At 60.2% G+C, this 12,232-nt stretch carries 14 protein-coding genes; 11 read left to right on the top strand and 3 right to left on the bottom strand.

Annotation, left to right across the window (positions count from 1 at the left end; all coding sequences use genetic code 11):
- Positions 1-23 precede the first annotated feature (23 nt).
- Complete coding sequence (gene flgA / locus GFU70_RS11035; protein WP_116642510.1) at positions 24-734, bottom strand: flagellar basal body P-ring formation chaperone FlgA; 711 nt, start codon at positions 732-734, stop codon at positions 24-26.
- A gap of 161 nt (positions 735-895) precedes the next feature.
- On the opposite strand from flgA, the gene flgB reads away from it, so the two are divergent.
- From flgB to flgL, 11 genes are all read left to right on the top strand, one after another.
- Entirely contained in the window at positions 896-1,309 is a 414-nt protein-coding gene (flgB, locus tag GFU70_RS11030; RefSeq protein WP_116642511.1) for a flagellar basal body rod protein FlgB, read from the top strand.
- Positions 1,310-1,324: 15 nt separating this feature from the next.
- Positions 1,325-1,732 (top strand): flagellar basal body rod protein FlgC, encoded by a 408-nt coding sequence (gene flgC / locus GFU70_RS11025; RefSeq protein ID WP_058546265.1) that lies wholly within the window; start codon positions 1,325-1,327, stop codon positions 1,730-1,732.
- Between the two features lie 3 nt (positions 1,733-1,735).
- A complete protein-coding gene (locus GFU70_RS11020; RefSeq protein ID WP_058546266.1) occupies positions 1,736-2,413 on the top strand; it encodes a flagellar hook assembly protein FlgD in 678 nt (225 codons plus the stop codon).
- 82 nt (positions 2,414-2,495) lie between these two features.
- Complete coding sequence (gene flgE, locus GFU70_RS11015) at positions 2,496-3,644, top strand: flagellar hook protein FlgE (protein ID WP_058546267.1); 1,149 nt, start codon at positions 2,496-2,498, stop codon at positions 3,642-3,644.
- 3 nt (positions 3,645-3,647) lie between these two features.
- Complete coding sequence (locus GFU70_RS11010) at positions 3,648-4,403, top strand: flagellar basal body rod protein FlgF (protein WP_058546268.1); 756 nt, start codon at positions 3,648-3,650, stop codon at positions 4,401-4,403.
- Positions 4,404-4,434: 31 nt separating this feature from the next.
- Entirely contained in the window at positions 4,435-5,217 is a 783-nt protein-coding gene (gene flgG, locus GFU70_RS11005; protein ID WP_058546269.1) for a flagellar basal-body rod protein FlgG, read from the top strand.
- 59 nt (positions 5,218-5,276) lie between these two features.
- A complete protein-coding gene (locus GFU70_RS11000; protein WP_226921098.1) occupies positions 5,277-5,921 on the top strand; it encodes a flagellar basal body L-ring protein FlgH in 645 nt (214 codons plus the stop codon).
- Between the two features lie 11 nt (positions 5,922-5,932).
- Positions 5,933-7,087 carry a flagellar basal body P-ring protein FlgI gene (locus tag GFU70_RS10995; protein ID WP_058546270.1) on the top strand — a complete coding sequence of 385 codons (1,155 nt, stop codon included), beginning with the start codon at positions 5,933-5,935 and terminating at the stop codon, positions 7,085-7,087.
- Positions 7,088-7,095: 8 nt separating this feature from the next.
- Complete coding sequence (gene flgJ / locus GFU70_RS10990) at positions 7,096-8,049, top strand: flagellar assembly peptidoglycan hydrolase FlgJ (RefSeq protein WP_175360229.1); 954 nt, start codon at positions 7,096-7,098, stop codon at positions 8,047-8,049.
- Positions 8,050-8,200: 151 nt separating this feature from the next.
- The gene (gene flgK / locus GFU70_RS10985) at positions 8,201-9,811 is read left to right on the top strand and encodes a flagellar hook-associated protein FlgK (protein ID WP_153388022.1); all 1,611 of its coding nucleotides are present in this window, start codon (positions 8,201-8,203) and stop codon (positions 9,809-9,811) included.
- A gap of 25 nt (positions 9,812-9,836) precedes the next feature.
- The gene (gene flgL / locus GFU70_RS10980; protein ID WP_058546273.1) at positions 9,837-11,033 is read left to right on the top strand and encodes a flagellar hook-associated protein FlgL; all 1,197 of its coding nucleotides are present in this window, start codon (positions 9,837-9,839) and stop codon (positions 11,031-11,033) included.
- A 131-nt stretch (positions 11,034-11,164) separates the two neighbouring features.
- Here flgL and fliR read toward each other — a convergent pair whose 3' ends face one another.
- The gene (gene fliR / locus GFU70_RS10975; RefSeq protein WP_058546274.1) at positions 11,165-11,953 is read right to left on the bottom strand and encodes a flagellar biosynthetic protein FliR; all 789 of its coding nucleotides are present in this window, start codon (positions 11,951-11,953) and stop codon (positions 11,165-11,167) included.
- A gap of 5 nt (positions 11,954-11,958) precedes the next feature.
- On the bottom strand, positions 11,959-12,228 hold the full coding sequence (gene fliQ / locus GFU70_RS10970; protein WP_058546275.1) for a flagellar biosynthesis protein FliQ: 270 nt from the start codon (positions 12,226-12,228) through the stop codon (positions 11,959-11,961).
- Positions 12,229-12,232 lie beyond the last annotated feature (4 nt).

Here is a 12,232-nt window from a genome sequence, read left to right as displayed (position 1 = left end):
GTGATCGGGATTTGGCAAACATTTTAATAACGCAGTAACAACTCACTCTGGCCAACAACCTGCGCATTGAGCAGCTTGCCGTCGCTGCTCAGTACCCTGACGCTGCTACCCAGTCGGCCATTGTCCAGTGCCTTGCCATTACGCCGGATAGTGAACCCGGCGCCTTTGGCTTGCAGCACCACACGTTGATTGCGCTCCACCAGCCAGCGCGGGCGAAAATTGTTCAGTGCCAGGGCGGCACCGCGGTTGAAGCTGCGACTGGCCTGAAGGCCAATGATCTGCTCTGGCATAAGCACGCTACCTTTGGGCAAGCGCTCCAGCGCGCCACGCCGGATTTCCAGCATATTGGCCTTGACGACATCACCCACCGCGATCCTTTGCCGGCTGACCACATAATCGCCGACCGCACTCACACTGACCTGAAGATAGCCGGTTACGCCTTCGTTTCCTTCACAACCCACGGCAACCGCCACGCGACCCAACACGCTTTGCTCAGGATGCACCAGATACGGCAAAGGTCTTCCGCACGCCGATATCCGTGCGGCCGGCTGCCCGATGTCGATCTGCACCTGCTGGCTGCGAGGCGGCAGGCGCGGCTCAATCAAGTGACGCACTTGCTCTTGCAGCTCACTCGGTTGAGCCATGGCGATGCCGTTCTGTAGCAGTGCAATCAAAACCCATTGGCGCAGGCAGACGTGGCTGAGCAGCGCACGAGGCCGGAAAAACCCTGTCATCAAGCCAACCCTCGAGGTAGCGAGTGGAGAATTTTAGGCTCCCTGGCGACAAGGCAAGGTCTGAATTGGTCGTCAAATAGCGGCCTGTTTCAGCCTTTGCATCGACGACCTTGGGACTAACCTGCGAGCCGTTCAATTATTTGAAGCACAGGTTCGCCGAAATGATCGACAAGCTCGACAACGAGCTGCGCTTCCAGCAGGACGCAATGAGTTTGCGCGCTGAGCGCCAGCAGGTATTGGCCAACAACATTGCCAACGCCGACACCCCCAACTTCCGGGCGCGAGATTTTGATTTCAGTACCGAGTTGGCCAACTCGCTGCAAAAGGGTCGCGCCAATGAGCGTGGCATGACGCTGACGACCACCTCGGACCGCCACCTGCATGCAGCCTGCGACAGCCTCTCGAGCCGCACCCTGCTCTATCGCGTGCCTGACCAGCCAAGCCTTGACGGCAACACCGTGGACATGGACCGCGAGCGTGCGCAGTTCACCGATAACGCCGTCAGGTACCAGGCAAGCCTGACATTTCTGAGCAGCCGGTTGCAGGCACTCAAGACAGCCATGCAATCCGAATAAAGCGGGGAAAACACTATGTCGATGTTCAGCATTTTCGATATCGCCGGTTCCGCGCTCAGCGCCCAGTCCCAGCGCATGAACGTAACGGCCAGCAACCTGGCCAACGCCGACACCACCAGCGGCCCCGACAACGAGGCCTATCGCGCCCGCCAGGTGGTCTTCGAATCGCAATACCAGGCCGGCAACCGCATTGGTGGCGTACGGGTGAGCCAGGTGGTCGAAGACGGCTCCCCCATGCGCCAGGAGTACCGTCCCGGCGACCCACTGGCCAACGATGAGGGCTACGTGACCATGCCCAACGTCGAGCCCGTGGGCGAAATGGTCAACATGATCTCCGCTTCGCGCTCCTACCAGGCCAACGTCGAAGTCATGTCTACCAGCAAGGAAATGATGCTGAAAACTTTGACTCTAGGTGAGGCGTAAACCATGGCTAGCACGATTTCCAGTTCTGTCCTCTCGACCATGAACAGCAGCAGTACGACCGCTGAAAGCACGGCTTCGGCCTCGGATGAATTGCAAGATCAGTTTCTGACGCTGCTGACGACTGAATTGCAGAACCAGGATCCGACCGACCCGATGGACAACAGCGAAATGGTCACCCAGCTGGCACAGATCAGCACCATCAGCAGCATCGAGGAGGTGACCACCACGCTGGAGGGCATCTCCAGCCAGATCAGCGCCAGCGAGACCCTGCAAGCCTCGGCGTTGGTGGGCAACGGCGTGTTGATCGACGGCAACACCATCCAGGTCGCCAGTGGCGTCGCCACCACCTTCGGCGTGACCCTGGACAGTGACGCCGACAGCGTCACTGTCACCATCAAAGACAGCAGCGGCACGGTGGTTCGTACCCTGGATGAAGGCGACATGAGCGCCGGCACCCAAGCCATGACCTGGGACGGGTTACAGGACGACGGCACGACCGCAGCCGACGGGGCCTACACCTTCTCCATCAGCGCTACTGCCGACGACACCGCCGTGACCACCACCGCGCTGAAATACGCCCTGGTGACAGGCGTGACCACCGACAGCAGCAACGAAGTGGCGCTCGATCTGGGTGGCGTCAATGAAAACGTCGCGCTGAGCGACATCAGCCTGGTGCTTTGATCAATTTGCCTCACTCATAACCGGCCATTGTCCGCAGTTGCCAAGACTGGTCAGTCATCGTTCGCATTTCAGGAGAAATACCATGGCTTTTTCCCAAGCGCTTAGTGGTCTGACGGCTGCTTCCACTGACCTCAACGTCGTCAGCAACAACATTTCAAACTCCCAGACCGTCGGTTTCAAAAGCTCCACGACTCAGTTCGCCGACGTCTATTCCGGCGCCGATGTCGGCCTGGGGACCTCGGTTTCAGGTGTGGTCCAGAACTTCGCCTCCGGTAGCCTGACAACCACCGATAACGAGCTGGATCTGGCGATCAACGGTGAGGGATTCCTCACCTTCACCGACGGCACGCAAACCGTGTACTCACGCAACGGTCAATTGACCCTGACCGCCGATGGCTACCTGGAAAACGCCGCCGGCGATCAATTGCTGGGCGTCAACGGCGTCATTCAGATCCCGACGGCCGGCATGCAGGCCAGCGCCAGTACCGAAGTGGACGCCGAACTGAACCTGGACGCCAGTGAAGACATCATCACCGACACCTTCGACCTGACCGACTCGTCGACCTACTCCTATTCAACGAGTACGACCCTCTACGATTCCCTGGGCGTCAGCCACACCAGCACGCTTTACTTCAGCAAAACCGCCGAGAACACCTGGGAAGTCCATACCGCAATCGACGGCAACCTGCTGACCGAGACACAAACCGTGGAGTTCAGCTCCAGCGGCCTGATCACCAGCGGCGAAACCGGCACCTACACCTATGACCCGGACAATGGCGCCGCGGCCATGACCATCGCGCTGGACCTGACCGGCACGACGCAGTTCGGCAACGATTCCGAAGTGTCCGACATCTCTCAAAACGGCTACACCTCCGGCAGCCTGGTGAGTTTTACCATCGATGACACCGGCATGGTCGTTGCCACCTACTCCAACGACCAGACCCAAGACATCGACCAGATTCAACTGGCCACGTTCAGCAATGAAAACGGCTTGCAGTCCAACGGCGACAATACCTGGCTTGCCACCGCCGAATCCGGCCAGGCTTTGCTGGGCGTTGCCAGCAGCGGCTCCCTGGGTTCGATCCTCAGTGGTGCGACCGAGGACTCCAACGTCGACCTGACCGCAGAGCTGGTGAACCTGATCATCGCCCAGCGCAACTTCCAGGCCAATGCCAAGTCGGTCACGGCACAAAGCGAAGTGCTCCAGCAAGCCGTGAACATCGGGTCCTGACGCATGGATCGCATGCTCTTCACGGCCATGAGCGGGGCCAATCAGGCCCTCGAACAGCAAGCCGTCGTGGCCAACAACCTGGCCAATATCGTGACGCCGGGCTTTCGCTCTCAGTTGGTCGAAATGCAGTCCTCGCCTGTCGCAGGCGAGGGTTTGCCCACACGCGTCTCCGTCGTTGCAAACGGGTTGGGCGTCGATTGGACCGAAGGGCCAATCACCCATACCGACAGGGCGTTGGATGTCGCGCTCGGTGAAAACGGCATGCTGGCGGTGCAAACCGCCGACGGCAAAGAGGCCTACACGCGCCGAGGTGACTTGCAGGTCGATGGCACCGGTGCCATGACCGTGGGTGGCCGCCCGGTCATCGGTGACGGTGGTCCGATCACTGTGCCGCTGGGCAGCGAAATCACCCTGGGCAGCGATGGCACGATCAGTGTTCGTGAGCTCGGCATGGAGCCCCGGGGCTTGAGTCCAGTGGGTCGACTGAAGTTGGTATCGGCCTTGCCCGGCACCCTGCAGGCCGGTACCGACGGTCTGTTCCGAGCGTTGCCGGATGCCAGCGGCGCCGTGCAACCACTGCCAGCCGACGAAACCATGCACGTGACTCCCGGCGCGCTGGAAGGCAGCAATGTCAGCCCTACCAGCGCCATGGTCGCCATGATCGACAACTCGCGACGCTACGAAATGCAGATGAAAGCCATCAGTACTGCCGACGAAAACGCCAAGACCGCCAATAGCCTGCTTTCCCTGCAGGGCTGACCTCACGGTTGAATGACTAAGGAACCGATCGATGATCAGATCACTGTGGACGGCCAAAACCGGCCTGGAAGCCCAGCAGGGGCAAATGGACGTGATTGCCAACAACCTGGCCAACGTCAGCACCAATGGCTTCAAGCGGTCGCGAGCGGTATTTGAAGACCTGGTGTACCAGAACGTACGCCAACCAGGTGCACAAAGCAGTACCGACACCCGGTTGCCTTCCGGTTTGCAGGTAGGTACCGGGGTGCGTGAAGTCGCCACCGAACGCCTGCATACCCAAGGCAATCTCGAAGAGACCAGCAACTCCAAAGACCTGGCCATCAATGGCTTGGGTTTTTTCCAGGTCGACATGCCGGATGGAACCACCGCCTACACCCGTGACGGCAGCTTCCAGCTCGACTCGAACGGCGAAATGGTCACGTCCAACGGCTACAAGCTCTCGGCGGGGGTCACCATTCCGGCCAACGCCACGGCGATCTCCATCAGTACCGACGGCATCGTCTCGGTGACCCAACCCAGCAGTTCCACCTCGACCCAGGTCGGGCAACTGAATCTGGCGCTGTTCATCAACCCGGCAGGCTTACAGAGCATCGGCCAGAACCTGTATCTGGAGACAGACGCCTCGGGGTCCCCGACCGAAACCACACCCGGGCTCAATGGCGGTGGAACCCTGTCCCAGGGTTACGTCGAGACCTCCAACGTCAACGTCGTGGAGGAAATGGTAGGCATGATCCAGACCCAGCGCGCCTACGAAATCAACAGTAAGGCCGTCGAGAGTTCGGACGAGATGCTACAGCGTCTGACTCAACTCTGACCGCCATGTTCGAGACACAGAAAATGGCGCATAAGCCCTTATCGGGATGGCCTCTATCGATGGTACTGGCCGCTTTGTTGGCAACCGCAGGTTGCGAACAATTGCCCCGCAAGCCCGTCGTACCGGACGAGCAAATGCAGGTACCAGAGGCGCCCGCCCGGCTGGCCAACGGTTCGATCTACCAGGGCAGCCGCGGGCCGCAACCCTTGTTCGAGGACCGGCGTCCGCGGATGATCGGCGACACGCTGACCATCGAACTGGAAGAACAAGTCAGCGCCAGCAAGACCTCCTCATCCAATGCCAACCGCGCCGGTTCCATGGGCTTGAGCCTGGCGACCACCTCCAGCCGCGCCTCCCAGGTCGGCGATTTCGGGCTCGACGCCTCGACAACCCACGACTTCAGCGGTGGCGGCGGTTCCCAGGCCAACAACTCCTTCACTGGCACGATTTCCGTGACGGTCATGCAGGTGATGCCCAATGGCAACTTGCGGGTGCGGGGCGACAAACAGATTGCAATCAACCAGGGCACCGAATTCATCCGGTTCTCCGGCGTGGTCAATCCCCGGACCATTACCGGAGAAAACACGGTGTCGTCGACCCAGGTTTCCCAGGCCCGGATCGAATACGTCGGTGATGGCTACATCAACGAAGCGCAGCGTATGGGCTGGCTCCATCGCGTCCTCCTTAACATCTCTCCATTTTGAGTACGGGAACCATGGCTGACACTGTATTCATTCAATCACTGCTGCGCGCCGCCCGATCTGGATGCCGAATCCTGCGCATCCTATTGTGTGCCGGCGCGTTGCTGGCAGGCGGCACGGTACAGGCCGAGCAGATTCGCGACATCGCCGATTTTGCCGGGATACGGCCCAATAGCCTGGTGGGCTATGGCCTGGTGGTGGGCCTGGACGGCAGCGGCGACCAGACCACCCAGAGCCCGTTCACCGAACAAGGCCTGACCAACATGCTGTCGCAGCTGGGCGTCACCTTGCCGGCGGATGCCAACATGCAGATGCGCAACATCGCCGCGGTGATCGTCACCGCCAACCTGCCAGCACTGTCTCGCCCAGGACTGCAGATTGACGTGGTTGTGTCTTCGATCGGTAATGCCCGCAGCTTGCGCGGCGGCACCTTGCTGATGACCCCCATGAAGGGCGCTGACGGCGAGGTTTATGCCGTGGCACAAGGCAACCTGCTGGTCGGCGGTGCGGGCGCCTCGGCCAACGGCAGCAGCGTGCAAGTCAATCAACTGGCCGGAGGACGCATCAGCCGGGGCGCCATTGTCGAGCGTGCGGTTCCACTGCACCTGAGTACCGACAATGGCTTGCTCAACCTCAACCTGCATGAGCCAGACTCCGCCACCGCCCAGCGTTTGGTCTATGCCATCAACACCGAGTTGCGCAACACCGTGGCGTCGGCCATGGACGGCGGCATGATCCAGATCCAGGGACCGCGCTCACCCAATGAGCGGGTTAACTTCATGGCGCGCATCGAAAGCATCGAGGTATTGCCGGCCCCGATGCGCCCCAAGGTGATTCTCGATTCGCGCACCGGCTCGGTGGTGCTCAACAGCTCGGTGAAGCTCTACCGCGCAGCAGTCGCTCACGGCAACCTCTCGGTGATCATCGACACCACCAATACCGTCAGCCAACCCGGTGCCTTCAGTGGCGGGCAGACCGCCGTGACGTCTAAAAGCGATATCTCCATCGAGTCCCAGGGAGGCTCGCTGCATTTGCTCGAAGGCACGGCGAACTTGATGGACGTGGTCAAGGGCTTGAACGCCTTGGGGGCCACCCCGCAAGACCTGATGGTCATCCTGCAAGCCCTCAAGGCAGCCGGTTCCCTGCGGGCAGAGCTGGAGATCATCTGATGAGCATGATGGGCAGCACCGACGGATTTGCCCTTGATGTCCAGGGCCTGGAGCAACTCAAACGGCGTTCGCAGCAGGACCCGGGGGCAAGCCTGAAAGAGGCCAGCAAGCAGTTTGAAGCTTTATTCCTGCAGATGATGCTCAAGAGCATGCGGGCGGCGATTCCAAAATCGGAGATGTCCAGCGACTCGCAAACCGAGCTGTACACTGAGATGCTCGACCAGCAATGGGCCCAGAGCTTGTCGGGAAAGGGCATCGGCCTGGCCGAGCAATTGACTCGACAACTGGGTGGCCACTTCACAAAGCCCAGTGACGTCAGCGCCGACGTTGAGAGCGAGGCAGCCCTGTTCTTCGACGTGCCATCGGCGCGCAGCACCGCAGCGGCCTCGCCCTTTGCGAATGCGGCCCAGACCCAGGCGTTCGAAGCGTGGAAGCGCCGTGAAGTCAGCGGAACGGACAACGAACGTCCCGAGCATGTGCAGGCGTTCGTTTCACGGCTGAACGAGTCGGCGCAAAAAGCCGCGAACAGCAGTGGCGTGCCGGCCGAACTGATCCTTGCCCAGGCCGCGCTGGAAACCGATTGGGGACGCCGCCAGATCACCACCGCCCATGGCGCCGACAGCCACAACCTGTTCGGGATCAAGGCCGGCAGCCAGTGGCAAGGCCCGACCGCGCAGGTCATGACCACTGAATACGCCGCGGGCGAGGCGCAAAAGCAGGTCGAGAGCTTCCGCGTCTACTCATCTTATGAGGCCGCCTTCAACGATTACGCCCGTTTGATCAGCACCCGCCCCGGCTATGCCGCCGTACGCAATGCCACGGATGCGCCCCAGGCCGCCCTCGCCTTGCAACAAGGCGGCTACGCCACCGACCCGCAGTACGCGCAAAAGCTGATCTCGGTAATGGCGACTATCGGTCCGCTACGCCCCAGCGTACCGCCCGTGGCACACCGGCAACAGTGATTGAACACGCAGCGCCGACGGCCCGGATCGTCAGTCATTGCGCCGCTCACGGGAACATCGCCGAAAAGTTTTTGAAAAGAATCGAGCTCACCGGTCAAGTTGCACTTTCACGGGGCCGATAGTGCGCAATACGTAGCTTAGGAGCTTCTCAATGAGCATTATTTCCATTGGCGTCAGCGGCCTTAGCGCCGCACAGATTGCCCTCAGTACCAGTAGCAACAACACCACCAACGCTTATACCGAAGGCTATACCCTGCAGGTCGCCACTTTCTCCGAGTCCACTTCGGGCAGTGGCGTGCAAATCTCCAGTGTCGACCGCCAGTACAACCAGTTCGTCACCACCCAGCTCAATAGTTCGATCAGCGCTGAAAGCGCGCTCTCGACCTACCAGACCGAAGTCGATCAGATCGACAGTCTGTTGGCCGATGGCGATGCCAGCCTCGATACCCTGCTGCAAAGCTTCTTCTCGGCCATCCAGACGCTGACCTCGGACGCCAGCGACACCGCAGCACGAGAAGAAGTCATCGGTGCAGCTGAAACACTGGCGTCCCAGTTCACCCAATTGGGCAGTTACCTGGACGACATGGCGGACGATGTGAACAGCCAGATCGACGACCAAGTCACACAGATCAATGACCTCACCGAGCAGATCGCCGACCTCAACAAAAAAATCGGCCTTGCCGACGCCCTGGGCACCACCTCCAACGACCTGCTCGATCAACGGGACCTGCTGGTCAGCCAGCTCAGTGAGTTGGTGGACGTCGATATCACCACTCAGGACAACGGCAGTTACAGCGTATCGCTGAGCAACGGCCTGGCGCTGGTCGCCGGTAATGACAGTTTCGAACTGCAAACCAGCGTTTCGGCCAGCGACCCGACCCAAACAGTGGTCGCCTACGTGGACGCCGCCGGCAATACCACGGTGCTGGATGACGCAACGTTCGAAGGGGGTTCCCTGGGCGGGCTGATGGATTTTCGCGACACCACGCTGACCGACACGCAAAACCAGTTGGGGCTGCTGGCAGTCTCGTTGACACAAGCCTTCAACACCTTGCAGCAAGCCGGTATCGACCTCAATGGCGACACCGGCACAGCGCTGTTTTCGGTCGACGATCCGAGCATCTACGGCAATACCAGCAATACCGGTGACGCCACTCTGACCGCGACCTTCACCGATGATGTGAGTGCGTTGAGTGCCAGCGACTACACCGTCAGCTATTCCGACACCGACGGCTACACCGTGACCCGTAACGACACTGGCGCCAGCCTCGACGCCACCTACGACAGCAGTTCCGGCACCCTGGCGTTCGCCGGCATGAGCGTGACCATCAGTGGCACCGCCGATAACGGCGACAGTTTTCTGGTGCTGCCCACACGCACCGCCGCCAGCAGTTTCAGCACCCTGATCAGCGATGGGAGCCTGCTTGCGGCTGGCACCTCGACCGGCAGCAGCGATAACACCAACGCCCTGGCGATGCTGGATTTGCAAACAGACAACATTGTGGGCGGCACCTCTACCCTCAGCCAAACCTACTCGGCACTGGTCAGTGACGTGGGCAGCACCGCCAGCAAAGTCGCGGGCCAACTGGAAACCCAATCGAGCCTGACCGAGCAATTGACGACGCTGCAGCAATCGGAATCGGGGGTCAACCTTGATGAAGAGGCGGCCAACCTTATTGTCTATCAACAGTATTACCAGGCGTGTGCGAAGGTCGTCGAGGTGGGCACCAGCCTCCTCGATACCATTCTGGACATCAGCTGATAACGTCTGAAAGGAGCGTCACGCCATGCGTCTGAGCAGTGCGACAATTTACAACCAAAGCTTGAATTCCATGCTCGCCCAGGAAAGCGCCTACCAGGACGCCGCCCAGCAAGTGGCCAGCGGCACGCGAGTGGAAACCCCTTCCGACGACTCCCTGGCCGCCGCCCAGGCCGTCAACGTCCGCCAGGCGATCGCGGCCAACGAGCAATACGCCGACTCACGTAGTGCCATCACGACCTCGCTGTCCCAGGAAGAAAGTACGCTCGATAGCATCAACGATGCCATCAGCAGTGCCATGGCCCTGGTCGTCCAGGCCAACAACGGCACCTTGAGCGATGCCGACCGCGAATCACTCGCCACCTCATTGCAAGGCGTCTACGACACGCTGGTGACCTTGGCCAATGCCACGGACAGCAACGGCAACTACCTGTTTTCCGGCTATCAGAGCCAGAGCCCGGCCTTCGCCGAAAATGCCGATGGCGAGCTGGTCTACCAGGGCGATGACAACGTTGTCACGCAACAGGTCAGCTCCACCCAGACCATGACCAGCGGCGACAACGGCGCGTCGATTTTCCTGTCGGTCAGCAGCTCCGCAGGTTTTATTGCCGAAGCCGGCGACAACACCGGCAGCGTGACCTTCGACGGCCCCGACATCACTGACACCGAGGACGCCGCCTACGGTACGGGCTTTACCGTGACTTTCAGCACAGCCGCCGACGGCACAGCCCAATACAGCATCGATGGCGCAGACCCGGTTGCGTATACCTCCGGCGACACCCTTGAAGTCAACGGGCTCTCCCTGACCCTCAGTGGGACCCCGGCCGACGGCGACACCATCACTGTCAGCGCCGCGGCCGATGCCGACCCGGACCTGTTCGCAACCTTGAAAAACCTGATCACAGCGTTGCAGACGCCGGTGGAGACCGAAGCGGATCAAGCCAGCCTGAACAACACCCTGTCCACGGTCAGTCGCGAACTGAGCAATGCCCAGGACAATGTCCTGACCGTACTGACCTCAGTGGGTTCACGGTTGAATCAGTTGGAAGTGCTCGACACCATCGGTGATGACCTGGCGCTCAGCTACACCGAACGCCTGTCCGGTCTGGTGGATGCCGACTACACCGAATCCGTCACCGAGTACACCTCGCTGCAAGTCGCGCTGCAGGCTGCCCAGCAGACCTTCGTCAGTATTCAGAAAATGTCGTTGTTCGAGTACATCTGAAACCGCACAATCGCCACGAACAACCTGTGGGAACAAGGCTTGCCCGCGAAGAGTGCGCCGCGGTTTTCAGGTATTGCGCGTCATTGTTTTTCGCAGGCAAGCCAGGCTCCCGCAGGGTTGCCCGGGTGGGTTTATGGCCGCGCCATGTGTTCGATCAGGTACTGCATGAATTGCAGCGTGTTGGTCATCAGCCTGGCGAGAAACTGCCCCAGATCGCCCATCACCACCATCAGCAACACCAACCCCACGCACAATGTCGCCGGGAAGCCCACGGAAAACACCGTCAATTGCGGCGAGACGCGGTTCAGAATGCCCATGGCCAGGTTGATGATCAGCAACGTGCCGACCATAGGCAGCGCCAACAAAAGTCCGGTGAGGAAAATCGTGCTGCCATAGCGAGCGAGCAGGTTCCAGGCATTGGGGTCGAAGTGCAGGTTACCGATCGGCAAACTCTTGAAGGTTGCCGCCAGCAACTCGAGCACCATCAGATGCCCCTCCAGCGCCAGAAACATCAGGATCGTGATCATGCTCAGAAAGCGAGACAGTACCAGGCTGTTGGTACTGGTATCGGCGGAAAAGAACGTGGCGAAGGCCAGTCCCATCTGCATGCCGCAAATATCGCCCGCCATCTCGACCACCGCCAGCGTGACGCGCATGACCATGCCCAGGGACATCCCGATCAACACCTGCTCCACAATCACCCCCAAACCGGCCCATGAAAACAGGGCGACATCCGGCATGGGCGGCAGATTGGGCGCGAGCAGGAAAGCCAGGAGCATCGCCAGGCCGACCTTGACCTGGCTCGAAACGTTTTTATGACCCAGGATCGGGTCGCTCATCAGGAATGCCAACACCCGACAGAACGGCCAGAAGAAGCTGCTCACCCAGAGTTGCAACTGCGCAGAACTGACCTCGATCACCGACGTCAGCCGATCAGCGTAGGCAAACTGCTAAACAGCGCGCGGGTATAGTCGACCAACATTTCCATGATCAGCGGACCCGCCAGCACCAGCACCACGCACACCCCGATAATTTTTGGGATGAACGACAGCGTGGATTCGTTGATCTGCGTCGCGGCCTGGAAAAGGCTCACCAGCAAACCGATAAACAGGGTCACGAACAACACGGGGCCCGCCACGACCATACTCATGCGCATCCCTTTGTAAGCCAGGTCCATGACCATTTCCGGTGTCATTGTC

The organism is Pseudomonas brassicacearum (genome assembly GCF_009601685.2).
Taxonomy (GTDB): Bacteria; Pseudomonadota; Gammaproteobacteria; order Pseudomonadales; family Pseudomonadaceae; genus Aquipseudomonas; species Aquipseudomonas kilonensis_B.
Note: the sequence above shows the minus strand (reverse complement) of the source record. Positions and strands in the feature narration are given on the sequence as shown.